At 66.4% G+C, this 26206-nt stretch carries 20 protein-coding genes and 1 tRNA gene; 7 read left to right on the top strand and 14 right to left on the bottom strand.

Annotated features, from left to right (window positions below; genetic code table 11):
• The first annotated feature begins 28 nt into the window (after positions 1-28).
• The 7 genes from E3T35_RS10900 (at position 29) to E3T35_RS10870 (ending at position 8010) form a co-directional block, all read left to right on the top strand.
• Positions 29-796, top strand: coding sequence for an HAD-IIB family hydrolase (locus E3T35_RS10900; RefSeq protein WP_092339174.1), 768 nt, complete (start codon positions 29-31; stop codon positions 794-796).
• A gap of 224 nt (positions 797-1020) precedes the next feature.
• Positions 1021-2076 carry an acyltransferase family protein gene (locus tag E3T35_RS10895; RefSeq protein WP_166789924.1) on the top strand — a complete coding sequence of 352 codons (1056 nt, stop codon included), beginning with the start codon at positions 1021-1023 and terminating at the stop codon, positions 2074-2076.
• Positions 2073-2990 (top strand): alpha/beta hydrolase, encoded by a 918-nt coding sequence (locus E3T35_RS10890; RefSeq protein WP_166789923.1) that lies wholly within the window; start codon positions 2073-2075, stop codon positions 2988-2990. The genes E3T35_RS10895 and E3T35_RS10890 overlap by 4 nt, the downstream gene beginning before the upstream one ends.
• Positions 2991-3095: 105 nt before the next feature.
• Positions 3096-4571: a polysaccharide biosynthesis tyrosine autokinase gene (locus tag E3T35_RS10885; RefSeq protein WP_134379065.1), complete on the top strand. Its 1476-nt coding sequence runs from the start codon at positions 3096-3098 to the stop codon at positions 4569-4571.
• Positions 4572-4658: 87 nt separating this feature from the next.
• Positions 4659-5645: a glycosyltransferase gene (locus E3T35_RS10880; protein WP_198421021.1), complete on the top strand. Its 987-nt coding sequence runs from the start codon at positions 4659-4661 to the stop codon at positions 5643-5645.
• Between the two features lie 23 nt (positions 5646-5668).
• Positions 5669-6751, top strand: a complete 1083-nt coding sequence (locus tag E3T35_RS10875) for a polysaccharide pyruvyl transferase family protein (protein ID WP_134379063.1) — start codon at positions 5669-5671, stop codon at positions 6749-6751.
• The gene (locus E3T35_RS10870; RefSeq protein ID WP_134379061.1) at positions 6748-8010 is read left to right on the top strand and encodes a glycosyltransferase family 4 protein; all 1263 of its coding nucleotides are present in this window, start codon (positions 6748-6750) and stop codon (positions 8008-8010) included. Before E3T35_RS10875 ends, E3T35_RS10870 begins: the two co-directional genes overlap by 4 nt.
• Here E3T35_RS10870 and E3T35_RS10865 read toward each other — a convergent pair.
• From E3T35_RS10865 to E3T35_RS10805, 14 genes are all read right to left on the bottom strand, one after another.
• Positions 8005-9918 carry a right-handed parallel beta-helix repeat-containing protein gene (locus E3T35_RS10865; protein ID WP_134379059.1) on the bottom strand — a complete coding sequence of 638 codons (1914 nt, stop codon included), beginning with the start codon at positions 9916-9918 and terminating at the stop codon, positions 8005-8007. The two genes, E3T35_RS10870 and E3T35_RS10865, sit on opposite strands and share 6 nt — an antisense overlap.
• 503 nt (positions 9919-10421) lie before the next feature.
• A complete protein-coding gene (locus E3T35_RS10860; protein ID WP_134379057.1) occupies positions 10422-11825 on the bottom strand; it encodes a right-handed parallel beta-helix repeat-containing protein in 1404 nt (467 codons plus the stop codon).
• 562 nt (positions 11826-12387) lie between these two features.
• Positions 12388-13374, bottom strand: a complete 987-nt coding sequence (locus E3T35_RS10855) for a glycosyltransferase family 2 protein (protein ID WP_206750659.1) — start codon at positions 13372-13374, stop codon at positions 12388-12390.
• Between the two features lie 47 nt (positions 13375-13421).
• Positions 13422-14471 carry a polysaccharide pyruvyl transferase family protein gene (locus tag E3T35_RS19290; protein ID WP_166789921.1) on the bottom strand — a complete coding sequence of 350 codons (1050 nt, stop codon included), beginning with the start codon at positions 14469-14471 and terminating at the stop codon, positions 13422-13424.
• Entirely contained in the window at positions 14468-15697 is a 1230-nt protein-coding gene (locus tag E3T35_RS10850; RefSeq protein WP_134379053.1) for a glycosyltransferase, read from the bottom strand. Before E3T35_RS10850 ends, E3T35_RS19290 begins: the two co-directional genes overlap by 4 nt.
• On the bottom strand, positions 15694-18609 hold the full coding sequence (locus E3T35_RS19285) for an oligosaccharide flippase family protein (RefSeq protein ID WP_166789920.1): 2916 nt from the start codon (positions 18607-18609) through the stop codon (positions 15694-15696). Before E3T35_RS19285 ends, E3T35_RS10850 begins: the two co-directional genes overlap by 4 nt.
• On the bottom strand, positions 18606-19643 hold the full coding sequence (locus E3T35_RS10840; protein WP_134379051.1) for a GDP-mannose--glycolipid 4-beta-D-mannosyltransferase: 1038 nt from the start codon (positions 19641-19643) through the stop codon (positions 18606-18608). Before E3T35_RS10840 ends, E3T35_RS19285 begins: the two co-directional genes overlap by 4 nt.
• Positions 19644-19755: 112 nt before the next feature.
• Positions 19756-21195, bottom strand: a complete 1440-nt coding sequence (locus E3T35_RS10835; RefSeq protein WP_134379049.1) for an O-antigen ligase — start codon at positions 21193-21195, stop codon at positions 19756-19758.
• A 143-nt stretch (positions 21196-21338) separates the two neighbouring features.
• A complete protein-coding gene (locus tag E3T35_RS10830; protein WP_134345217.1) occupies positions 21339-21905 on the bottom strand; it encodes a YdcF family protein in 567 nt (188 codons plus the stop codon).
• On the bottom strand, positions 21902-22996 hold the full coding sequence (locus E3T35_RS10825) for an acyltransferase family protein (RefSeq protein WP_134379047.1): 1095 nt from the start codon (positions 22994-22996) through the stop codon (positions 21902-21904). The genes E3T35_RS10830 and E3T35_RS10825 overlap by 4 nt, the downstream gene beginning before the upstream one ends.
• Positions 22997-23043: 47 nt before the next feature.
• Entirely contained in the window at positions 23044-23922 is an 879-nt protein-coding gene (locus tag E3T35_RS10820) for a hypothetical protein (RefSeq protein WP_134345215.1), read from the bottom strand.
• A gap of 46 nt (positions 23923-23968) precedes the next feature.
• On the bottom strand, positions 23969-24442 hold the full coding sequence (locus E3T35_RS10815; protein WP_134345214.1) for a VanZ family protein: 474 nt from the start codon (positions 24440-24442) through the stop codon (positions 23969-23971).
• A gap of 30 nt (positions 24443-24472) precedes the next feature.
• Positions 24473-25966 (bottom strand): DHA2 family efflux MFS transporter permease subunit, encoded by a 1494-nt coding sequence (locus E3T35_RS10810; RefSeq protein WP_134379045.1) that lies wholly within the window; start codon positions 25964-25966, stop codon positions 24473-24475.
• Between the two features lie 135 nt (positions 25967-26101).
• A tRNA-Pro gene (locus E3T35_RS10805) sits at positions 26102-26175 on the bottom strand.
• Between the last annotated feature and the right edge of the window lie 31 nt (positions 26176-26206).

Below are 26206 nucleotides of genomic sequence, written 5' to 3'. Positions count from 1 at the left end.
AACCGGCCCGCGCCGATAGAGTGGCCTGATGCCTACTCTTCCCCGCCTGGTGGCCTTCGACCTCGACGATACGCTCGCGCCGTCCAAGTCCGCGCTCGACCCGACCATGATCGACCTGCTCGTGAAGCTGCTCGGCGTCACCGAGGTCTGCATCATTTCCGGCGGCCAGTTCGGTCAGTTCCAGGCCCAGATCATCGACAACCTGCCCGAGATCAGTGCAGAGAAGCTCGCCCGGCTGCACCTCATGCCCACCTGCGGCACCCAGTACTACCGGAGCGACGCCCAAGGCTGGACCCAGGTCTACGCCGAGAATCTCAGCGACGACCAGAAGGCGCGGGCGCTCCAGGCCGTCGAGCAGACCGCCCGCGACCTCGGGTACTGGGAAAGCGACACGTGGGGTCCGATCCTCGAAGACCGCGGGTCGCAGATCACCTTCTCCGCGCTCGGCCAGGCTGCTCCGGTTGCGTCCAAAATCGCCTGGGACCCGACGGGCGAGAAGAAGAATGCCCTGCGGGAAGCCGTGCAGGCTCTGCTGCCCGACCTCGAGGTACGCTCCGGCGGGTCGACATCCGTTGATATCACCCGGCAGGGCATCGACAAGGCCTACGGCATGAAGCGCCTGGCCGACCTCACCGGGGTTACCCTCGACGACATGCTGTTCGTCGGCGATCGCCTCGACGAGAACGGAAACGACTACCCGGTCAAGGTTCTCGGCGTGGAGTGCGTTGCCGTCGAAGGCTGGCCAGACACGGCCGCCCTGCTCGATGACCTGATTCCCCGCTACGTAGCCGTCTGAACCGCCTCCTGAGGCGCTCTACGTTGAACGCCCGGCATAACTCCTGCGATTTCTGACCTCCGAAACGTACTTTCGCATGTTTCCGGGGGTGCGCCGTCGGGCCCGGCGCGAATTGCAGGAGTTATGCCGAATGGCGTGGTGTGAGGGTCGGGTTATGGGTCCGCAGCGGCCCGACAACCGAGGTCGAGATACCATCCTGAGTTTTTCTCGTGTACATTTCGCTTGTGAAAGAGATACGGGCGGAGAACCGCGAGTGGATCAACTTCGCCAAGGGCGCGGCGATCATTCTCGTCGTGCTCTACCACTCGTCGCTGTTTCTCAACGACCTCGGCCTGGCCGGCAGCACGCCGCGACTGCGCCTCGTGCTCAGCTACTTTCCGATGCCGGTGTTCTTCTTCATCGCCGGTCTCACCGCACGGCGCATGCTCACCTGGAACTTCAAGGATCTCTGGCGTCGCCGCCTGCTCACCCTGGTCTACCTCTACCTGCTCTGGTCGGTCATCCGGGTGGTCTTCTACCTCGTCGTGCCGCACCTGCGCGGCACGGAGCGATCCCCGACCGACCTGGTCAACATCGCACTCCTCCCGGTCTGGCCCACGAGCAGTTACTGGTTCATCTGGGCTCTGGCCATCTTCACCCTGCTCGCCTGGCTGCTGCGTAAACTGCCGGTCCCGGCGCAAATCGGGCTCGCCGGGGCCGTGGCCGTGCTGTCGACCACGCCGGGAGTGCTCGACCTCGACAACGTCGGCTGGGACCGCGTCGCGGCCAATTTCATTTTCTTCATCACCGCGGTCTACTTTCCTCACGCCGTCTACCGCTTGGCGGCTCGGGTACGGGTGTGGCACGCCATCGTGCTCGTGGCCGCGTATATCGGCCTCGCCGTGCTGCTCGTGCCGCTGCACCTTTCCCGAGTTCCCGGGCTGATTTTGCTCGAAAGCGCGGTCGCCGTGGCGATGGGCGTGGCCTTGGCCACCCTGCTCGTGCGCGTGAAATGGCTGAACTTCATGAACACCCTCGGCCAATACAGCTTTCAGATCTACCTGCTGCACCTGTTCCTCGTGGCCGGCGCCCTCGCGCTGCTCGCGCCCTTCGCCGAATCACCCTGGCTCGAACGGGCCGGCAACGCCCTGCCGTTCCTGCTCGCGGCCATCGTGCTCGTCGCCTCGCTCTACCTCGCCAAGCTCCTGCGCCGGTTCTCGTTCCTCTGGGTCAGCCTGTTCCGCAAACGCCAGACCACATCGGTCTCGCGTCGGGCTCATCTGAACGGAGACCTGTTGTGAAGAAATCTCGCCTGATCGGGGCATCCGCTGTACTGCTGGCCGCTGGCCTGCTGCTCAGCGGATGCTCAGCCACCCCCACCAGGCCAGTCACCGACGCGCACAGCGACTCGGTAGCGCTGCAGAACGACCTGCAATACGGTACCGCCCGTGGCCAGAAGCTACTGCTGAACGCCTGCCTGCCGAAGGGCAAGAAGAGTCCCATTGCGGCCATGATCCTCATTCACGGCGGCGGCTTCGACAGTGGCACCAAAGACTTCGGCGGCATGACCGCACTCTGCTCAGAGCTGGCCGACGGCGGCATCGCCGCCTTCTCGGTTGACTATCGCCTGGCCCCGCGATTCGCCTACCCGGCCCAGGTGAACGATGTCACCGACGCGCTCGAATGGTTGCGGGAACCCGCCCAGGTCGCTGAGTTCGGCATCGATCCCGAACGCATCGGATTGTTCGGCAGTTCGGCTGGTGCGATCATCGCCGCCTCGATCGGTACCAACGGCACCGGCAGCCTCACCAGTGGCGACCGGGTCGCGGCGGTCGTGGCGATGTCGCCGGCGGTCGACCTCACCGAGAACGGGCTCCTGCTCGGCGACCCGTCAAAAACGGCGATCGCCTCTATTCTGCAATACCTCGGCTGTTCCGACTTCACCGACTGCCCGAATTCCCGCGAGGCGTCGCCGTTGTACTCGGTGGACAAGACCGACCCGCCGTTTTACATCGCCATTTCAAAAAAAGAACTTGTTCCCGTCGAACAGGGGGAGGCCATGGCCCTCGCGCTCAAAGCGGTCGGTGTACCGGTCACTCTCGACGTGAAACCCGGTAAACGACACGCATTGGAGCTCCTCGACGAGACCACGCGCGCGAGTATTCGTCAGTTTCTGATCGACAATCTAGTTAACTCCTCGTCACGGACTGATTAAATCCTCAATACTGACGGTCCAAAAGTGAGGATTTTTATGCCAACATAGGTTTCTGTCATCGTGCACCCGAAGCACGATGCGTCGATCACGCGGGGAGAAGTGCCCATGGAACTGAAACGACTGGTTCGAATACTCCAAAAGCGATGGATTCTCATTGTTGCTTTCGTCCTGCTCGGCGTGGTCGGTGGAGCAGCAGCCGCGCTGATCACCCCCGTGCAGTACCAGGCCTTCACCCGCGTGTTCGTGGCCGCCCAGATTCAAACTGGCTCAACACCCGGTGACCTCGTGCAGGGCAACAACTTCGTCGTGCAGAAGCTGCCGTACTACCTTGACGTCGCCACGAGCCCCCGTGTGCTCGACCCGGTGATCGCAAGCCTTGGCCTCGATGAGAGCGCGGTCGACCTGGCCAAGCGGGTCACGGCCACCACCCAGCCCGGCTCAGCGGTCATTGAGATCGCAGCGCTTGCCTCCACAGCGGATGCCGCCCAGCAACTCGCGCAGGCCGTCTCGGAGAGTTTCACCGACGTCGTCATCAACCAGCTGGAGAAGCCCGCTGACGGCGGTGCCAGCCCGGTCACGGTCGGCGTGCTCGACCCCGCAGTCGCCCCCGACCACCCCGCGCTGCCTCAGCTCTACCTCAACCTCGCCGTCGGACTGCTGATCGGGCTGCTGGTCGGACTAGTCACCGCGCTCATCCTCGGGCTGCTCGACCGCCGCATCTACAACCGCGACGACATCGAACGACTCACCGTCGTTCCCATGCTCGGCGGTATTCCGCTGGAAGCGCGCGCCAACCCGATTATCTCGCCCGACGGTGCTTCCACCGCCCGCGCTGAGGCGTTTCGGGTGTTGCGTACCAACCTCGAGTTCGCCGACGCCGACACCGGTCGTCGCAGCCTCGTCGTGACCTCTTCCGTCTCGGGCGAGGGCAAGACCACGACGCTCGTGAACCTGGCCATCGTGCTGGCCGAGAGCGGTGCGACCGTCGCCGTCATCGACGCCGACCTGCGCACGCCCCGGCTCGCCGATTACCTTGGCCTCGACGCCGATCGTGGCCTGACCGAGGTGCTCCTCGGAGACGTGCAGCTCAAGGAATCCCTGCAATCGTGGGGTACGCAGCATCCACTCACCGTCTTGTCGTCGGGCAAAATTCCCACGAACCCGAGCGAACTGCTCGGATCGACCGCCATGGGCACCGTGCTCGACGTGCTCAGCAGCAGCTACGACTACGTGCTCATCGACGCCCCGTCGGTACTCGCGGTGACCGACGCTGCCGTGCTCAGCCGCTGGACCGGCGGCACCATCCTGGTCGTCGGCGCGAACCGGGTGCGCGAACCCGAGCTGCTCGCCGCCTTCGACGCCCTCGAAGCGGTCGGCACGACGCCCCTCGGTGTCGTGCTGGCCATGGTTCCCACTCGCGGTCCCGACGCGCTCGTGCAGGGCGCCGGGTTCGCGGCTACTTCCCACCCGGCACCCCGTGCCACCACCGCGATCGACGCGGAGACGAACGACGCGAGTCGCTCGACCCCGCCCGCCAGCGAGTCTGCCCCGGCAGACACACCCACCCGCGTCACCTGGTAGATCCACCCGTTCCATTTACGTGTGGCGCACGTTCGAAGACGCACGTTCGAAACAGTTCCGCAAAGGCTTTACCCGAAGGGAGCCTCAGTGTCCGTGCACTCGTCTAACCCCATCGATTCGTCGCCCTCCCAGCAACGAAAGCTTCTGCTCGTCGCCTCCACCGGCGGGCACCTGGCCCAGCTGGTGCGGCTGGCGCCCGGGCTGGGCGCGTCGCCCAGTTCGCTCTGGGTCACCTTTGATTCCATGCAGAGCCGGTCATTGTTGGCCGGCCAGCGCCGCATCCATGTGCCGTACGTGCGTCCCCGCGACTACCTCGGAATGATGCGCGCGGCCGGCATCGTTCGCCGTGTGCTCAGGCACGAAACGTTTGAGGGGGCAGTGAGCACCGGCGCCGGTCTCGCCGTCGCGGCGCTGCCTCAGGCCGCGATCAGCGGCGTGCCGAGCCTCTACATCGAGAGCGTCTCCCGCGTCGAGGGACCATCGCTCAGCGGGCGGATGCTCGCCGCCAGCCACCTGGTCAGCGTACGCACCCAGCATCCAGCCTGGGCTACCAACCGGTGGCGAACGCACCCGAGCGTGCTGTCCACCTACCATTCGTTGATTCGGCCAGCGCCGGAGCGCCCCAGCCTGTTCGTCACCCTCGGCACCATCGAGGGTTACCGCTTCGACTCCCTCGTCGACGCCGTGCTGGCCAGCGGCCTGGCCGATGAGCGCACCGTCTGGCAGCTCGGTTTCACCACCAAGCGCACCGACCTTCCCGGCCAGGTGCACCAGATGATGCCGACCGCACAGTTCGTCGATGCGGCCCTGAACTCCGACGTCGTGATCACCCACGCCGGTGTCGGCACCTTCATGGGACTGCTCGAAATGGGCATTTTTCCGGTGCTCGTGACCCGCCGCAAGCACCGCGGTGAACACGTCGATGACCACCAGATGCAGATCGCGGAGCTCGCCGAATATCTCGGCGTCGCCCGAGCCGTTGACTCGCCCGACCTCACGGCCGACGTCATCCGCTTCGCTGCCGGCCGTGCCATCGACACCGGTGTGCGCATTCCGCTGCCCAGCGACCGATGAGCCAGGGGAGCTCCCCCCAGCGGATGCTGCGCGACATCTTCGTGCCCGCCCGCGGCCAGTACGACAACATCGGCGATATTCTGCTGCGCCGCCAATTGCTCGACTGGTTGCGGGCGAGCGGCCCGCTGCACGTCTATGTCGGCGAGGCGCCTGACGGGTATGCCGAGGGGCTCGGTCTCACCCCGGTCGACGTGCAGTATCGTTCGTTTCGCCGGTGGTATGCCGCGGCGCTGGCCAGTGCGGCCCGAGGCCGGGCCTCGTACGTGTTCAAACCGGGCGAGATCCAGCTGACCCTGATCGGCATGAAAGAGCACCTCGCCATGTTGCCGGTGCTCGCACTCGTGCGTGCCCGACACGGTCGCGTCGCCCGGGTCGGAGTGGGCAGCCGAAACTTCGCACCGCTGCCGCGAGCATTGATGGGGCCGTCCATCGCACTGTCGAACGTGTCGTTGTGGCGGGATGCGGCGACGGCCGGGTATCTCGGGCAGGGCAGCATCATGCCCGACCTGGCCTTCGCCGGCAGCAGCGCTGATTCAAGCGGCGCTGATGCCGGCGGTACCGCCGGCCGCGACGTGCTCGTCGTGTCGATGCGCTCCGATCTCGAATACCCGAGCGCCGCCTGGCTCGCCGGGGTGCGTGCCGTCGCGGCCGACAACGGCCTGCAGATCTGGTGCGTCACCCAGGTGTTGCGCGATGACGACAAGTGCGGCCAACTTGCCGCCGACCTCGGCGGCTCGGCGCTGCGCTGGAACGGCACCGGGCATGACGAGCAGGAACAACGCCTGCGTGCCCTGTATCGGCGGGCGGCGCTCACCGTGAGTGACCGCCTGCACGTGCTCGTCGGCGCCCTCACCGAGGGGGCGGTTCCGGCCGCGCTCCTGGTCGACGCCAAGTCAGACAAGATCGCTCGGCATTTCGCCGCCGCCGGACTGCACGACGTGAGCATTGTCAGCGCGGGCCTGGCTGCCGCCGAGATCGCTGCACGGCTGCAGAATCTGCTGGGCCGTCGCACGGCTATTCTGGCCGGCCTGGCCGAGGCCCAGGACGAATTGCAGACCGTGCGCCGGCTGCTGGACCAGGTGCTGCGCGACGAGAGCGTGCGGTGAACCTCGCCGAAGCGGGCGACACGGGTCCGATCAACACCGTCTCGAACGACGTCGAGTCCGACGATGCCGTGGTCGTTGCAGCCGAGTCCATCGATTCTGAACCGGGCGACACCGAACCGATCGAGACCGAGCCGATCGCCATCGTGCACTCGTCCCCTGCAGCGGTCAGTGCCACCAGTTCCACGTCCATTCCCGGACCGACCCGTGTTTCGTTCGCTCCGGCTGCGCAGTCCGAACGCCTGCTCGCCGTGCACATCGGGCGCAGCGGCGAAGTCGCCGGCGGTATGAGTCAGGTCGTCAATGGCTATCTGGCACATTCTTTCGCTGACTTCGATCTGCGCATGGTCTCGTCGCGGGACGGCAGTGGCGGGGTACGAGCAGCTGGACTGGCGGCATCCGCTTTTTGGAAGGTGCTGCGCCTGTCCACGCCCGAGCGCACCGTGGTGATCGCGCACCTGTCGCAGGGCGGATCCTTCGCGCGCGAAGGCGCGCTGCTGGCCCTGGCCCACGCGCGCGGGTTCGCCACGGTCGCTCAGCTTCACGGCAGCTCCTTCGCCGACTTTGCCGAGAAACGGCCCGGCCTGGTCGGGCGTGTCCTGCGGGCGGCCGACGTGGTGCTGACCCTGTCCGCCGAGTCGCGGGCCGCGGCCGCCGAGTTCGTACCGCTCGAGCGCGTCGTGCTCGTGCCGAATGCCGTCGCCGACGGGGCGCGGCGCGAGATCGAACCGCTCGTGGTCTTCGGCGGTGCGGTCAGCACGCGTAAGGGCGTCGATGTGCTGGTCGCGGTCTGGCAGCGGCTTGCGCCGCAGCATCCGTTCTGGAAACTGGTCATTGCCGGCCCCATCGTCGACCAACCCGCAGTGCCGCTGACCCGCGGCGAATTCGTGGGGGCGCTCAGCCACGAGGCACTGATGAAGCTGCTGGAGCGGTCGGCGATCGCCGTACTGCCCTCCCGCGACGAGGCGATGCCCATGTTCATTCTCGAAGCAATGGCCCGGAGGAACTGTGTTGTGGCGACGCGGGTCGGCGGCGTGCCGGCCGTACTGGCGAACGGTGTGGGCATGATCGTGGAACCCGGCGACGCCGACTCGCTCGAGGCAGCCCTGCGGCACGCGATAACGGATGCCGCCTGGCGCGCCAAAAAGGCGGATCTGGCCAGATCCGCCTTTGAGACTACCTATTCGGCGGCCGCTGTCTTTCCGCTGGTCGAGCGCAGCTGGCAGGCTGCGCTCGACCGGCGAGCAGAACGTTTGTTATGAAATGCAGGCCTGGTTCGAGAAGCCGGAACCGGCGGCCGTGACGGTGTTCGAGCAGTAGACCTTGGTGCCGCTGGCACCCTTGCTGCCCTGCTCGTGCACGAAGAAGCCGTAGCCGGCGGCACCGACCGGGGCGGTGTTGCCGAAGAAGACGTTGCGCAGTCCCCAGCCGGCGACGCTTCCGTTGACCGCAAAGCCGTGCATGGTGCTGTTCTTGCCGGTGTTGTTGTAGATGCTCCAGTCGTTGCCCTTGACCTTGACCCATTCCTCGGCGCGCGGCATGGCGTTGGAACCGTCGATGACGTTGTCGCGGATGATGCCGTTCGACGTGCCTTCCTTGACCTCGATCGGCTGGGCGCCCGTCAGGCTGATGTTGTTGGCCATGAGCAGGGTGCGGTCGGTGTTGTCGGGCTGGCAGTTGGTCTGAGCGCACCAGTTGGTGTCTGAGGTTCCGATGTAGATGCCCTCGCCGTAGAACGGGTCGCGCTTTCCGGTGTTCTTGATGGTGTTGCCGACGATGGTGTTGTCGGTGCTGAAGGCGCGAACGTGAACGCCCTCGTAACCGATGTTGTCGACGAGAGTGTCGGCAACGGTGACGTGGTTGCTGCGGATCACGCTGATGCCCTTGAGGCTGTTGGTGACGGTCATGCCGGCTACCACGAGGTTGGACGAGTTGGTGATCTGAATGCCGTGGTTGTCCTGGATACTGCCGACGTTGATCACGGCGCTGCGCGGTCCGCAGACCCAGATCGGGTTGGAAGCGGTTCCATTGACGGTCATGTTGATCTGCGCGTTGTAGGTGCCGGGGGCCAGCTTGATGACGGTTCCGGGCTGGGCCTGGGCGAGCGCGGCCATGAGCTCCCTGGCCGTGGCCACGTTCACGGTGGCAGCGGGGCAGTCAGCGTAGCGGTGGGTGCTGATCGGAGCCGGGGTCGGCGCGGTGCTCGGCACGGCCGACACGATGAACGCGTCGACGATGCTGCTGGTACCGGTGGAGCGGGCATCCTTCTGGCCGGTGCGGGTCACCGTGATGGTGTGGGTTCCTGCCGAGAGGCTCGTGGTGCTGAACGCGTTCTGCTTGTAGGCCGTGGTCGCCGAGTAACCGTTGACCGTGGCAACGGTCTGGCCGTCGATCGCGATGGTGCTCGTACCCGAGCTGCTGGTCAGACGGGTGATGAAGGCAACGCTGGTGCCCTGAAAGGTGAACGCGGCGCTGCCTGAGGTCGTGGTGAACTGCACTCCGCCGCCCGAGTCATTGGCCGAGCCGGAGGTGCGCCAGGTACCGGCATACGAGACCGATGCCGAGGCGCTGTCGAAGGTGGTCGAGCCGGCCGGGGCCTGTACCGGAGCCGTGGTAGCAACCGGAGTCGAGGTGGGCTCAGGGGCCGGTATCGTCGTCGTGCCTGCCGGGACCAGGGTGACGAAGGCGTCGACGATGCTGCTGGTTCCGGTCGAACGGGCATCCTTCTGGCCGGTGCGGCTGACCTTGATGGTGTGCGTTCCGCTGGAGAGGTTCGAGGTACTGAACAGGCTCTGCTGGTACTTCGTCGAGGCTGAGTAGCCGTTGACCGTGGCGACGACCTTGCCGTCGATGGCGATGTCACTGGTGCCTGAGCTGCTGGTCATACGTGTCACGTAGGCCACGGTTGACCCGGTGAAGGTGAGTGAGGCGCTCGACGTGGCCCCGGCGTACTTGATCGATGCGCCGTTGTCGGACGGCGAGCCCGTCGTGAGCCAGGTGCCGGAGTACTTGACCTGCGAGGAACTACTGTCGACCACCGTGGTGCCGGCGGGCGCAGTGGCGGCGGAGGCTGAGGCGACGCTGACGGGGATCATCGCGGTGAGGGGAACCAGCGCGGCGATGGCGACGGCGGCGATGATGGCGCGGCGTGAGATGCGGGGGAACAGCATTGTGGACCTTCCGGAAATTCATGGACAGTTGGTGGCGTCCATGAACCCGGGGGATTCCGACGCACATGATCTTCGTGAACTTCGGCTTCGTGCTGCCGTGATCACTTTGTCAATTAGCAGTCTGAACTGCTGCGCGTTACCCGTGTGTAAATGGGTTTGTGGGCGCAATCTGAGCGGATGCCTCGCCTAGCCTCGCGCGAGCGCGCGCGGGAGGGCTCGGGGTGCTCCCGTGCGGCCGGATGGCCGAAACTGAAAAGACCTCGACGATTTCGCCCTGATCAGTGCTATTGCCCATTGTGGGCTATGCCCCGCAAACGGGGGCGTGTCCTGCGGGCCCCCGAGCGGGGTAGCCGCGGCGCGGCATCCGTCATTCCTGTGAAAGTGCCTAGAGAAAATATGAAACTGTTGAGTCTTTTGTCAACCTCGAAAATCGTGAAGCTGAGCGCGCGACAAACGGCCCTCAACGCGCTCCCTGAGCGCATTGAGGGCCGTGAGAATTTCGGCTATCGAGTGCAGGCGATGTTGGAGAGACCTTCGCCAGCGCGGGTGACCGAGTTCGAGCACGACACGTCGGTGTCGCTCGACCCCTTGGGGCTCTTCTCGTGGATGAAGAAGGCAAAGCCGCCGGCGTTCACCGCCCCGGAGTTGCCGGTGAAGGTGTTGCGCAAGCCCCAGCCGGAGACGCTGCCGTTGACTGCGAATCCGTGCAGCGGGCTGTTGGAGCCCCGGTTGCCATCGATGGTCCAGTCGTTGCCCTTGACCTTGACCCACTCTTCGGCATCGCTCATGGCATTGGCGCCGTCGATCACGTTGTCGCGAATGACGCCGTCTGACGTGCCCTCCTTGACCTCGATCGGCTGGGCGCTGGTGAGGCTGATGCGGTTGGACAGCACCCGGGTGCCGTCGGTTCGATCGGGCTCACAGTTGGTCTGGGCGCACCAGTTGTTCTCCGAGGTGCCGATGTAGATGCCCTCGCCGAAGGATGCGTCGCGCTTACCGGTGTTCGAAATGGTGTTGCCGACGACCGTGCTGTCGGTCGTGAAAGCGCGCAGGTGGATGCCCTCATAGCCGATGTGGTCGATGCGGGTGTCGGCGATGGTCACGTTCGTGCCGCTGATTACGCTGATGCCCTTGAGGCTGTTGGTCACGGTCATGCCCGCGATCACGAGGTTGGAGGAGTTCTTGACCTGGATACCGTGGTTGTCCTGGATGCCGCCAACGTTGATCACGGCGTCGCGCGAGCCGCAGACCCAGATCGGGTTGGAGGCGGTGCCGTTGGCGTGCATGTCGATCTGGCCTCTGTAGGTACCGGGGGCCATCCTGATGACGGTGCCGGGCCGTGCGCGGTCGACGGCCGCCATGAGCTCGTCGGAGGTATGCACCGTCGTCGTCGCGGCGGGGCAGTCGGCATAGCGGTGCACTCCGGTCGACGGCGCGAGCGCGGGGACGGGCGCGGGTTCCGGAGCCGGGGCCACGCTGGTCGTGGCGTTCACGACGAAGGCGTCGACGATGCTGTTGGTGGCGCTCGAGCGGGCATCCTTTTTGCCGGTGCGACTGATCTTGATGGTGTGGCTGCCGCTCGACAGGGTGGTCGTGCTGAACGCGGTCTTCTGGTGCACTGTTCTCGCGGAGTACGCATTCACCGTGGCGACGACCTTGTCGTCGATCGACACGGTACTCTTGCCCGAGCTCGTGGTGGTGCGGGTGATGAAGGCCACACTGGTTCCCGTGAACGTCATCGACGCGCTGCCCGCACTGAACTGAAACCGCACGGAGCCACCCCGGTCGGCGGCATCGCGGGTGCTGCGCCAGGAGCCGGTGTAGGCGATCTTGGTCGAGGAACTGTCGATGATAGTTCGGGCCGGTCCGGCGGCGGCGGCCTCGATGCCCGGGATGGGGGCGGTCATCGGGACCAGAATAGCCACGGCGGCCGCAGTGAAGGCGGCGACAGTAGTCAGAGCGTGGCGAGTGGATGCGCGCGGGTGGGGGAGTGTGCGGGAAGTCGGCGTGCGGTCAGCCGGTGTGCGTTGGGGGCGGTTGCGGAACAGGTGCACGGTGGAGTCCTCCGGAGAGTCAGGGTCGCGAATGGACAGCTGGTGCGCGAGCGGCGCGGATGCTGGCAGAGCCGTATCGCAGAGCCGTATCGCAGGGCAGGCGCGGGTGAATTCTCGCCCGAGAATCGGTTCGTCGATCTCTGCGATTCGGTCAGGTTGGAGATATTCCGGTGATCTGTAGCGGGCGAGTCTTTCGACGGTTCGCTTCGTGCCGGATGCTGGCCGAGTCGTTGGGGTGCGATGCGTATTCAGCGTTCGAAGACCGAGATCGTAGGGGACTATTCGGATTGAACTGTGGTCCCGAGCCTATCGAGAGCCAAAGTCGAATCCGTTTCACTTTCCTGTGAAAACGCCCAGAATGGCGCCCCTCCGCGTGACGTCTCTGCGCAGCTCGCCCGCTGCAGCCTCCACAGGCTCAGCGCTCACCCTGCTCGGCGGCCAGGCGCAGCACCCGGCGGTGCAGCGGCACACTGACCTTCGCCGAGCCGGCCAGCGCGAGGCGCTTCCAGTCGCCACGACGCGCAGCGAGCAGCACCAGCCGCCAGGTGAGCCGGGAGCGCAGCTCGGCGACGATCTCGTCGCGTTCGTCGGCGTCGTACGGGCCGCTCAGGGCGTCCTTCAGTCCGGAGAGCAGCACGTAGCGCAGCCGAAAGTACCCGTACGAGTTCGATCCGATGATGCGGGTGTCGAGGGTGATCGCCGCAGTGGTGACGGCCTGCTCCACCAGCAGCAGCGACTCCGCTCGGCGCGACCCCGAGCGGATGATCGACCCACCGCGCACGACGTAGGAATACAGCACGTCACTGATGACGGCCACGTGAGCGGCCGCAGCGAGCAGTTGGGCGACCATGGCCAGGTCGGAGTGCACCCGGGCCGGGGTGAACTCGATCTCGCGCGTGAGCTCCCGGCGGAACAGCTTGTTCCACAGGTGCCCGGTGAGCTCGCCGTCGAGCAGCATTCCAAAAGCCTCGGCGCCGCTGATCGGACCATTCAGCGGCGGCGCAGCTAACGGGCGCCGCTGGCCGGGATAGACGTATTCGGCGCCGCAGACGATCACGTCGGCGCCGGTCGCCCGGGCCGCCGCCACGAGTTTCTCGAGCGCCGACACCGCCCAGTCGTCATCACAATCGACGAACCACAGAAATTCGCCGCGGCTCTCAGCCACCGCGCGGGCCCGGGCGCGGGCGACTCCGCCGTTCTGCTCCTGTCGAAAATACGAAACGCTGGCGTGGGCGGCTGCAGCCCGCGCGCCGATCTGGGCCGTCGCATCCGTTGATCCGTCGTCGACCACGATGATCTCGACCGACCCGGCGGCGGAAACGGTGAGCGTCTGCTGCAGCAGGTTCTTGATGGCGTCTTGAAGAAATTCCTCCGCGTTGTAGGCCGGAACAATGACGCTCACGACCGGATGCGCGACCGCCTCTGACCGCCCGGCGGCGTGCCCCCCGTTCACGCCGTGAGCTTTCGAATGGTGTCGGTCAGCTCCCGCAGAGAAGCGCGGGCCTCCACGACGTGGCGCAGGATCGGCTCCCGGCGGCTGATCACGTCGCGAGACCGGCGCTCGAGCGCCGCCGGGTCGGGCAGCGTCCAGCCGATCGTGGCGCCCTTGATGCCGACCGCGTCGAGGGTGCGGGCCGCCTTCGACGGCCCAGCGTCAGCGATCACGAGCGGCAGTACGCCCTCGGTCAGCCCGATCACGGCGGCGTGCAGCCGGTCACTCACCACGAGCAGCGACCGCTGGTACACCTCGCGCAGGCGAAGCTCCTGTGTTGCATGGTCCGGGCCGTCCCAGACCAGGGCGGTGCCGCCGAGTGAGACCGCGAGTTCTTCGGCGAGTGGCCCGTCGCGTTCAATCTGCGACACGGTGACGATCTCGAGCCCGAGAGTGTCGGCCAGACCGCGGAGCGCCGCGAGCCAGGCCGCGTCGGGGCGTCGCCCGTTGTAGCGCACCGAGACGGCGAGCAGCGGGCGATCCGCGGTGGACGCGATCAGGTCGGCATCCGCTGCTCCCGTGGCGAAGGCCCAGTCGGGAGCGATACGGCCGAGCCCCATCGCGGAACGGCTGTAGGCGTCGCGCCAGGCCACCAGGTCGCACAGGCGCAGGGTAGCCGCTACCGGAATGCGCCAGCCGGTCTTCTGCCGCACGCCGAACCCGGCGTGCACGGCATGGCCGCCGCGCAGCCGGTTGAGCGCCAGGTGTGGCGCCAACCGCAGATAGCGCAGCGCGTAGGCACATTGCAGCTCCATTTCGCCGGCGTTGAAGGCATACACGGATGCCTCCCGCAGCGTCGACCGCGAAATCTCTCGTCGCCACTCGGCGCTGGTGCGGTAGACCCGGTCTTCGTCGTGCAGGCCGAGCCCACTCAGATAGGCATCCGATCGGGCGCCCACGAACACCTGCAGTTCGCCGGCCCCGCGCAGCGCCTCGAGAAAGGCCCGCCGCAACACGGTGTCGCCGACATTGTCGATCTGGCCCATGGCCGAGGCGAAGATTCTCATGTGCGCTCCACAACCCGCAGCAGCACTCGTTCCAGGTCGGAGCCGCTGGCTTCCTCCGAGAATCGGGCCAGCCAGGGTTCGATGTTGTCGAGCGGCAGCTCGGCTGCCCGCAGGATGGCGTCGGCGAGGTCAACCGGATGAGCGGACAGCGCGAGTTCCCCCGTGATACCGGGCACAATCGCATCCGCTACCCCGAGTGCCCCCGACACGGCGACCGCCGGATAGCCGGCCGCCGCGGCCTCCACGAGCACATTGCCGAAGCCTTCCCGGCTCGAGGTGAGCAGGGCCACCGCGTTGTCGCCGAAGTGGTCGAACCAGTTCTCGACCCAGCCGCGGTGGTGAAAGACGACGTGCTCCTGCCGGGCCGCGGCCTGCACGTCGTCGAGCAGCGGGCCGCCGCCGAAGGAGACGACCTCGACGGCCACGCCGCGACGGGCGAGCTCCGCTGCGGCCGCGATGGCGAGCAGCGGACGCTTCTGCGCCACCAGCCGGCAGGCCAGCACGATTTGAATGCCATTGGCCGACCCCGGCCGGCGTTCGGATCGCTCCAGGATGGTGGTGCCGCCCGCTTCGGCCGGAGCGGTACCGTCACCACTCACCTCGACCCGCGCCGCGGTCGTACCCGGCCCGCGCGGGGTTCCGCGCAGCTTCGCGGTCGCCGGGTTGGCGACGACGGTGATGCGGTCGCCGCGCACCCCGAAAGCCGCGACCATTTCCGCGGCGACCGGATGTGAGATGGCGATCACGTGGTCGGCCCACCGATACAGGCGCTTGGCGAACCAGATCTTCACCCGGTGGGCGAGGCCCGATCCGGGCAGTCCGAGCGACACCAGGTTGCGCTCGCTCACCAGCACGCGCGGCCGCAGTCGCACCGGAATCAGGCGGGCTGCCGTCAGCAGCACCAGATTGGGGTGCGCCTGCAGGGAGATCGCCACGTCGGGCTGCCAGTCGAGCAGGCGGCGGCGCAGCGCGGAGGCTTTTCGCACATGGCCGTGCTGGGCAGAGAGTGAAATGGCTTCAACCCCGTCAGGCAGGTACTCCGGCTTCACCTCGGCGGCGGTGAGCACGACGCTGACCTCGTAGCCCTGGTCGGCGAGCCAGCCCATCCAGGTGCGGGCTACGAATTCTGCCCCGCCACCGTGCAGTGACGGAATAACAAAAAGGATGCGGCGCAGGGCTGGGTGCCCGCGCGCATAGTCGGGCGGGGTCGGTGAGGAGAGTGTCATGCGGGGCCTTGTCTGTGGGGAGTCGGGCTCGGGGCCGTCAGGGCAGGGGAATGGGAACGCGTTGCACTCGGCAATCCCGAAAAGTTCAGGGCGGCCAGGCGCTGCACCTCGGGCAGCCGCGCGGCAAGCCGATCGCGATAGCTCTCTCGCTCGGCCAACACGGCCAGGGCCACCGGGATCATGCGCTCGGCTAAGCCGACGCCCGGTTCGACGCACAGTTCCTGCGTGTCAAAGAGCCGCATCATGCCGGCGACCTTGCCCTGGGTTGACAGGGCAACGGCGGGCACCTCGTGGAACATGGCCTGCACGGCCAGGTGCATGCGACCGGTCAGCACGATGTCGGCGCCGGCGCACAGCCCGCGCACTTCGGCCGGGCTGAGCAGCCGGTTCACCAGGACCACTCCGGAATCCGTCAGCCCGCCAGAGGCGGCCAGCCGGTCGAACACGGCTCGGCAGGCGGCCGCGTCGTCACCGCTGGTGCGCACGACGTGCGGCAGTAACACCACGCGGAGCCCCGCCTCTAGCAGTGCGGTGACGATTCGGGCGTACTCCGTGGTCTGGTCGAAGCTGCGGCCAACCAGCGCGCTCGCGTTGACCACGGCGTACCGGGCCGGTGTGGCCCCGAGATATTCCGTCACGGCCAGGCTACAACTGGTGCGGGCGGCGAACACGGCGTCGGCGACATCCACCACGTTCTCGAAGCGATCGGTGCGGGCGCGCTCGCTGGAGACCGGGTCGCGCAGCTGCAACCGCGTGCCCATCCGGCCGGCCCGGGCGAGCGACCGGCGCACTCCCGCATTGGCGTGGCCGTTCCAGCTGAAGCCGAGAATGCGCGCTTCGACGCCGATGCTGCGGGCCAGGCTGGCAACATCCGCTCGGCGCGACGAGGCGCGCACGCTGTAGGCGCCGTCCATGATGTCGGCGCCGATCACGGTCAGCGACCGGGCTCCGTCGAGTACCGGAGCCAGCAGGGCCATGGCCTGGCGGTGTACCCGTCCGGTACCGTAGATCAGGTGCGGAATCGGTACGAGCTGCGCCCGCGAGGCATGCTGCGTGGGAATCCGTACGTCCGCCGGCCGGCGCACGAGCACCTGCACCGGTCCCTCCACGTTCTCAAGAAAAGCTTCGACCATGGCTTGGTCGCCGATATTGCCTTCGCCGGGCGGTGCAACGAGAACATGCCACCGCTGGGCGCGCAGATCGAACGGGCGCAGCTGGTTGGTCGCGTGTTGCAGCGCAGCGCGGTCGCGCAGATACGGCAGAGCGGATGCCGCGGCCAGGCCGTGCACGACCCGGTCCAACCGGCGGATGATGCGCAGCCGGGTGCGGCCGGCCGTGCGGTTCCGCGCCGGGATGCGGGCGGGGGACAGCTGGTCGGTGTCGATATCAACGCTGGGGCTGCCCGATTTCGACGCCTTCGCGGTGCGCAGAAAGCTGCGGGCCTGGGTGATCGAGCGCACATCGCGGCGAAAAATCGGCCAGATCAGCATGACCAGGCCGATCGCGGCGAGCAGCGCGACTCCGCCGAGGGCGACGCGCGCGAACGGAAGCTCGATCGGAATCCACTGCACGGCGGCCCAGCTGACGCCGGTGGCGAAACCGTAACCGAGAATCGCGCGCACGCCAGCCAGGAACATGGCCCGCGCCGGCGCATCCGTTACCCGGCTGATCCACCAGAGGCCGATCGGCCAGATCAGCGCGACGCCGATCGAGTACCCGGCGGCGACGCCGTAGACGCCCCAGAGCGAACCGACCAGCACGAAGGCCACCAGCAACGGCCGAGTGGTGAGGGCGAAATACAGGTTCTGCTTGGTGGCATCCTTCGACAGGAACACCCAATAGGTGGCGTAGGCGGCGGCTTCGAAGAACCCGGCGACGGCAAGAATCTGAAAGATCGGTGCGGAACCCAGCCACCGGCTGCCGAGCGCGATGCTGATGATCGGCAGGGCCTGGGCGCAGGAGAAGGCGAGCACGATGGTGACCGCGTGCAGCATGATCGTCTGCCCGAGCAGAATGAACCGGTCGTACTTGGGCGGGTCGTCCTGCAGCCGGGCCAGCACCGGCAGGGCCACCCGGGTGGACGGACCGTTGATCTGGTTGAGCGGCAGCAGCAGCAGCTGGAACGCCCGGTTGTACAGGCCGAGCGGGCCGGCACCGAGGGTGGCACCGATCACGATCGTGTCGGTGTTGCGACTGGCGTAGCCGAGCAGCTGGGTACCGGCCAGGTTCGACCCGAACACGATCAGGTGGCGCATGGGCGCGGCGCGGTGATACCAGCCGGGAAACCAGGTGGTGACCGGAATGAGAATGATGATGGTGAGAATGCCCTGGCTGATCTGCTGCCCGGCGAGAGCCCAGTAGCCGAAGCCGTTCAGGGCCATCACGATACCGACGAAGAGGGCGCCGACCTGCGCGCCGATCTCCGACCCGGCCAGGGCCACGAAGTGAAAGTTGCGGTTGAGGTCCGCGCGAAATTGGGTGGCCAGGCCGTTGAGCAGAAACGTTCCGGCGAGCACCTGGGTGAGCAGCACGAGCCGGTCGTCGCCGTACAGGGTGGCGATGAGCGGGCTGAACAGTACCGCGAGCAGCATGAGCGCGAGCCCGATCAGGCTGTTGATCCAGAACAGGTTGTCTTTTTGGTGCCGGCTGAGGTCGCGCACCTGAATGGCGGCCGACGACAGCCCGAAGTTGCGCAGCACCTCGCCGACGCCGATGATGGCAGCGACCGAGGCGACGAGGCCGTAGTCGCTCGGGGCGAGCAGCCGGCCGAGCACGACGATGCCGCCGAGCTGCACGCCGATGCGAATGAGCTGGCCGACCAGGGTGGTCGATGCTCCGCGCCCCGCGGTGCGGCCGAGTCCGGCGGTCGAGCGGGGTTTCTCGGGGGTTCCCGGCTGAATCGTGGCGGTCAATGGATGCTCCGCCCGGCAGCCACGGTGCGACCGGTCAGTTGCAGGGCCCGCAGGTAGGTGTGATAGCTCTGCAGGCCGAGCGTTTTCCAGTCGCGCCCGGAGAGCTGCGGGCGCGGTCGCGGGCCGGCCGCGCGCATCCGCTCGAGGGTGCCGAGCAGGATCTCCGGAGTGAGGTCGCCCTCGTAGAGGTAGATCCAGTCGGGGCCGACCTCCTCGGACAGCGCCTGGTTCGAGGGTGTCGACGGCACGAGAACCGGTCGATCGAGCGACAGTGCCACGAGCAGCACGCCCGAGTTGTGCATTTCGCGGTAGGGCAGCACGACCAGTTCGGCCCCGCCGACCTCGATCACCAATTCCTCGTCGGAGACGAAACGCAGCACGGAGCTGATCCTCGCATCGCGGGCGGTTTCGGTGCTGATGATCTCACCCAGCCCGCTCGACGGCCGGCCGACAATGCGCAGCGTCAGGTCGGGCCGAGGCAACGCTCGGAACACCTGCAGCAGCGTTTCGACACCCTTGTACGGGCGGATCAAACCAAAATAGAGGATGCGCCCCGTCACCGAGTCTGGCAGCGGCATGCCGTTGAAACGGTCGCGATAGTGGCCGTGCAAAATGGTGACCGCCCGGGACTCGGGCTCGACCGGTGTGGTGGGGTTGAGCCGGATTACGAGGGCCGTGCGAGCGTCGAGCGCGTCCAGCGCGCGAGTTTCGGCATCGTGACCGGCCTCGTGCGGGGTCAGGTTGTGCGCGGTGCGCACGATCGGAATGCGCTGCAGCTTGGCGCGCAGCAGCAGGGCGTACAGCGCACCGCGGCGCAGCCGGGCCTTCAGCGGCCTCGGCGCGCGGATGAGCAGCTCCGGCCAGTGCACGTGAAAGACGTCATAGCGGCCGAGCAGCGCGGTGCGCCAGGAGAAGAATCGCATGGTCACCGCATCGGGAGCGCCCTCGACGACCTGGTTGACGTACCGGGTGGTGCCGTCGGGCGGACTCAGCGATTGTAAAACTGTCAGGTGTCCATTAAATGCTGTCATCATGCCCATTCCCCTTACGGGCCGGTGAAACGGATCGGCTAAACAGAACGGCTAAACGGATCAACTCAAACGTGAGAATCTGTCGGTTTAGCGTAGCGTGCACGGAGCTCCTGCGTCAGAGTCGTGCATACCCCCGTTTGGGGCGCACGGATGCCCGCCGCGCGGTGGGTGCGCGGCCGGATTCGAGCGGGCCGGCGGCATCCGCTCTGCTGGGATTCAGCGCCAGAATCAGCAGCAGGCCCAGCAACAGGTGCATCGGGCGCAGCGCGTCGATCGCGTTGAAGCCGGCGATGCACACCGTGTACGCCATCAGGGCGGCGGCAGCGCCGACCGCCCGACGGGTCAGAGCGTGCGCGACGGCCGAACCGATCATCAGCAGGAACAGCACCAGGCCGGGCAGGCCGATACTGATGAGCAGCTGCAGCAGCGAGTTCTCAATGGTGACCTCGTTGAACAGACGCCCGGTGATGCCGGAGGTGCCAGGGCCCGACCCGATCCAGCCGGTGAGATTCGCGGCCTGCACCGACACCCACACGCCGAGGTCGCGGGCCTGCGAAGAGAGCTCGGCTTCGACGGAGTTGTTGCGAGCGGTGAAGGCATCGAACTGGAACAATCCCACCACGGCAATGACAAAGAGCCCGGCCAGCAGGGCGAATTTGCCCCAGCGCTTTTCGCCGCGCAGCACGAGCGACACCGCGTAGGCGAAACCGATGGCGATGGCAGCGGCGAGAATCGCCCCGCGCGAGACGGTGGCGACCAGGCCGAGGCCACTGAAGACGGCGGCGGCGAGCGCGGGCTTGGAGTTCTCCCGCAGCCAGATGCCAATGGCCAAGGCGCAGGCGACGGCAAAAAACAGGGCCGCGAAGAGCGGATGCCCGAATGACGCGTCGGCCCGATACACCGACCAGTGCTGGTGGTCGGTCAGCCCGAGCACCGAGAACAGGGTGCCCCAGATCGGGTTGAAGCGCAGAACCCCTTCGACGACCGCGTAGGCGCCGAGCCAGGCTCCGAGCAACAGCCAGGTGCGGCGAATCCAGTACGCCTCTCGGGTGCTGGTTCCGATGCATAGCGGCAGCAGAACGGCGGCACTGAAACTGATCATCCAACCCAGGCTCGCCTGCAGGTCGGTGGTGCGCGCGAGGGTGAACAGTGTCCAGACCAGAAACAGCAGGGCGAAGTAGCGGGTGGCCGACCGGAAGGGGGCCGACGGGGTCGCGGAGCCGGCATCCGTTTTCGTCGGCAGCAGGCGTCGAATGGCCCAGATGACGATGATCATGGTGGTCAGCGGCAGAGCGCCGATCGGGCCGTCCTGCGGCAGGATGCGCGCCGGAATCAGCGCGAAGGTGACGAGCGCGACGGCCGGAAGGATGTGCGCCGGCAGCAGGAACAAGGTGACGACGGCGGCAAAGGCCAGCAGGGTGAGTGGAATCAGAATGATGCCCACTGTGGTGATGAATCGGGGCAGCACGACGCTGGACACAATGACGAACAGTGCGGCGAGCACGACCAGGACGACCGGCGTGCTGCTCAATCGGCGCAGGGTGGAATCGAACATCGGCCGCCTCGGGTAGTAGTGGCGCAGTGTTGGCGCAGTGAATAGTTCGGGTATTGCGCAGCACTATTGGTGCGAATAGCCGCAACGATAACACGTGAATTTTCCTCAGCGCCAGCCGAACGGTGTGAAAATCGGAATTTGGGTCAGCACGGCGGTGTGACAAGGGCCTTCACGAATCCGGCGCTCTGGTAGACGAACTGGTAGGCCCACTTGACTGGATCCATCGGCTGTGCGGCACCGATCATGGCGAGTTCCCCCGCGTAGCACCGGCTGATCTGCACCCGGGCCCGGCTCACGTGATAGCTCGAGGTGACCACGATCACCCGGTTCCAGCCGCGTTCGGTCGCAAACGCCGCGATGGCCTCGGCCTCACCGCGGGTCGTCGTGGGGTGCGGATCGAAACACTCCACGGTAATCGCCGTGCCCGGTACCGGCACCGCTCGCGCACACAGATTCGCCGGTCGGGTATCACCGCCGAACGCGTCGGAGATGAAGATCTTTCCGCTGTAGCCGGCCTGGGCGAGGTGCACGGCCTTCGCCACCACGGCGGCGCTGCCGAGTCCGCCGAGCACGACGATAGCGTCGGCGGCGACCGGTTGGTCCTCGCGCGGAAACATGACCGTTCGCGTGGTGACGGCCAGGAAGCCCACGGTCAGCAGCACGAGGCCGGTGAGCACGATCAGCGCGCGCTGCCGACGGGGGTGCCTCACTCGCTGCGCGGCAGCATCCGCTCTGCTGGTCGGGATTTCACCGCCGCGACCGGAGGGCGACCGGAGAACCAGGTCGGCACGGCGAATCCGTAGCGCAGCACCGGGAGGTCGCGCACCAGGCGCCAGAACAACAGCGAGGCAGCGACGGCGCCTCCGGCGACGATCAGGGGCAGCGCCGGGGCGAGGCGGTCGAGCCAGGCCTGGCCGCGCGCGAGCAGCAGCAGGCTGGTGATGGCGGAGACGAAGAGAACGTGCACCACGTAGATCGGCAGGGTGTTGCGGCCCACATAGGTCAGCCAGTTGAACGCGCGAAAGCCCACCAGAAACCGGGCCAGGAGCAGGCCGGCCCCGAGGGCGGCGAGGCTTACCACGACGAGCGTGCCGGTGATGAACGGCACCCGGGCGTCGACGGTGAGAATCACTCCGGCCAGCACGAGGAAGCCCGCACCGAAACCGAGCCCGAGCGAGAGAGCGCCGAACCGGCTGGGCCGGTCGACGAAGGCCAGGATCCATTCGCGCAGGTAGCAGCCGAGCAGAAAGAACACGAAGTAGCGGCCGATTCCGTTCCAGGCGATGTTGCCGGTGTCGGCACGGGCGAAGAACAACACCGACAACGCGGCGGCAACACCGATCTGCACCCGCCAGTCGACGCGATTGCGCATCAGTTTCGCGGCCACGAAGAACAACGCGAGGGCGTAGAGAAACCAGAGGCCATTGCTCGGGCGCACGGGGGCGAGCAGCAGGTCGATCGGGTTGGTCTCATCGAAGCCCGCGGGGTTCGGCAGCAGCGAGAAATACGCGAAACGGATGACCGTCCACAGCAGCAGCGCCCACACCAGCAGGCTCAGCCGGGTACGCCAGAGCGCCGGCCAGGTGCGTTTGATGATGGAGCCGGCAAACAGCCCGGAGGCGAGGAAGAACAACGGCATGCGAAACACGATGAACATCAGGTTGATCTTGTTCCACAGCTCGGGGGCCAGGCCGGAGAGAACTGTCCACTGCACGGCATGCGCCAGGGCCACGAGCAGAATGGCAATGCCCTTGGCACCGTCGACCCAGTCGACCCGGGTGTGATCGATTGTGCTGGCCACAAGTGCCTCCCTGCTAGACCGTCCGGTGTCTCAGACCGACCACGGTGTTATACCGACCACTGGGCGAAGGTTTTGATCATGTCGGTGTGGGCGAAGCCCGGCGTTTCGTGGCCGAGCGTGTGGTACATCACCTGGGTGTCGGCGGCGACGAGCTTGATCTTGTTGACCAGGGCGAGACCGTTTTTGCTCGGCACGACGACGTCATCGGGGTGGGCATCATCGGAGACGAGCACCTTGACCCGGCTATTGGTCCACGGTGTTGCGCTGATGCGCGCCGGGTTGGTGCCCTTGATCAGGGTGGGGTCGTTGCTGTAGGCGTCGCCGACGTGCGCCTGATTCTTGGTGTCGTAGGCGTAGAGCCACTCGTTGTCATAGAGGCCGTTCACCATGTACAGGCCGCGAATGTAGGGGATGAGCTTCTTGCCGTAGGTGTAGCAGGCCAGCGACCCGCCAAAGGAGGTCGCGCGCAGAAAATTGCGACGCACGGTGTAGAGCGAGTTCAGGTAGGTCCAGGCGTTCTTCTGAGCAGTCGTGGCGATGGAGTTGGTGTACTGGGTGCCGCCGGCATTGATGCAGATGGCGATGCTGTTCTGGTCGACCACCAATTCGCCCGGGTATTTGAAGCCGCCGTTCAGCGCGTTGTGGGAGCTGGAGGCCGCGTGATAGAACCACACGGCACCGATGGCGGCGGTCGAGTTCATCGAGATTGTCTGCGGAATGAACAGGCGGGCACGATCGCCGCCGATGTCCACCTCAACGTTGTCGTAGAGCTTCCGTCCCTTCTGGGTGAGCACATTCGACAGGCGCGACACCTCCCCGGGTAGTTTCGGGGCGGTGGCAGCGAACGCGGCGGGTGCGCCGAGCGCACCCAAGCCGAGCGTGGCTGCGCCAGCAGTTGACAAAGTGAGAAACTCTCGACGCTTCATTCTGCCGAAGGTAGCAGAGAGAAACGACGAGGTCCAACCCGAAATGTTAGCGAAGGTGGATCGGGTGGGGCGTCTGGCGCGGTCCGAGGGCGAATCGCAGCACGACGAGCGCGAGACCCGTGCCGAGTAGTGCCCCGAGACTGTTGGCGACAACGTCGTTCATGGTCGCGAACCGTTCCGGCAGAAAAATCAGCTGGCCGAGCTCGATCATGGCGCTGATCAGGGCGCCAGCCACCAGGCCGAGCCACCAGCGGCGCGCTCCTGCGAGCACGACGACGAGCAGGCCGACCGGAACGAACAGCGCGATGTTGGCGGTGAACTCAATGGTGTCGTAACCGAACCGGTTCGGAATCCCGTGTGCGTGCAACCAGGTCACGAAAGCCCCGATTGATCCGTGCATGTCGCGGTCGACCGGCGTGGGCCAGAATGCGATAAGCGCGAGCAGCACCAGGTAGACCAGCGTGATCCACAGGGCACCGCGGCGCAGCAGGCTGTGCCGACGTCGTCGAATCACGGTCATGTCAGGTCCTGCATACTCGTCAACTCTGCCTTACCCGGCGGCAGCGGCCGGGCCGTTGCCGGCGACGCGTTTCGGCAGGGCAAAGACGAGCACGAGCGCGAGCAGGGCGAACCCGACGCTCACCGCCATCGCCATGGTGGCGCTGTGGGTGAAAGCCGTGGCGAGGGCATCCGCTCCAGGGCCGGTCACGGTCAGGGTTCCGAAGAAGACGCTGCCGATCACGGCGATACCGACCGCGCTGCCGACGCGCTGCATCACGCCGACCACGCCGCTCGCGCCGCCGGCCTCGGCGCGGTCGACGGTCGCGACGATGAATGACACGTTCGGGGCGATGAAGAATCCGCTGCCGAGGCCCGCGATGAACAGAGGCGGCAGCAGGTGCCAGTTGGTCAGATCGCCCGGGGTGGTCAGGAGCATGACCAGCCAGATCCAGGTCAGGCCGATCGTGACGAAGGCAACGCCGACCACGAGAATGGTGCGTCCGAGGCGTTTGGCCAGTCGGTCGCTCTGTGAGGCCCCGAGAATCGTGCCGATCGCGAAGGGGATGGAGACCAGGCCCGACTCGAGGGCGCTGTGCCCGAGGCCAGCCTGCCAGAGGATGGAAATGGTGAAGAAAATGCTGGTGAACGCCGCGAAATAGACCAGCGCGAGAATGACACCGCCGGTGAAGGCCGGGTGGGAGAACAGGTGCGGAGGCACGAGCGGGCTGCCGCTGCGCTTGGCGACGGACACCTCCCAGGCACCGAACGCCACCACGAGCAGCACGCCGGCCGCCAGGGTGAGAAAAGTCCAGAGCGGCCAGCCCTGGTCTTGACCCTCGATCAGCGGCACCAGGAGCGCCACGAGACCGACCGAGATGAGCACGAGTCCCAACCAGTCGATGCCCGCCCGCGAGCTCCGGGTCTTCTCAGGGAGCGCGGCGCCGCCGGGCAGGAGAAAGACCGTGGCGATGAGGGCGAGAACACCAATCGGAAGGTTCACCCAGAACACCAGTCGCCAGCCGTTCTCCACACCGAAGGCTTCGATGATCAGTCCGCCGACGATGGGGCCGAGGGCCGTCGAGACACCGATGACCGAGCCCATGATGGCATAGGCCTTGCCACGGGACAGCGGCGGGAACATCAGTTGGATGACGGCGGTCACGGCTGGCACGAACATGCCGCCGGCCAGGCCCTGAATGACCCGGGCGACGATGAGCTGCAGGTCGTTTTGTGCGAGTCCGCAGGCGAGGCTCGCCAGGGTGAACAGGGCCAGGCCGGTGAAGAAGACCCACTTGTGGCCGTACCGGTCGCCCACCCGGCCCGCCGGAATGAGCGCGAGGCCGAAGGCCAGGGCGTAACCGGAGATGATCCACGACAGGGTGGCTTCGCTGGCATCGAGGCTCGTGCGGATGCTCGGCAGCGCCACGTTCACGATGGTCGTGTCGAGCAGGGCCATGAACATACCGGCCAGCAGCACGATCAGGGCCTGCCAGGCGCGGCGGGGAACGACGGAAGTTGTTGGGGTGGCTGGCGTAGAAGTCATGCGCGAGATCCTTTTGCGCCGGTCTCCCGGCGATCCTCGGCAGGAGTGACGCTGATGCCGACAGGCGATCCTACAACAAAACCCCCACTCGATTGGAGTGGGGGTTTTGTGATGTTTCTGCTGATTTTACTGCTGTCGGGGTAACAGGATTTGAACCTGCGACCTCGTCGTCCCGAACGACGCGCGCTACCAAGCTGCGCCATACCCCGATGGCCCGTGGGCCTCCATCAGTATAGGCGC

It is taken from the genome of Cryobacterium sp. TMT1-2-2 (genome assembly GCF_004403505.1).
In the GTDB taxonomy this organism is placed as follows: Bacteria; Actinomycetota; Actinomycetes; order Actinomycetales; family Microbacteriaceae; genus Cryobacterium; species Cryobacterium flavum.
Note: the sequence above shows the minus strand (reverse complement) of the source record. Positions and strands in the feature narration are given on the sequence as shown.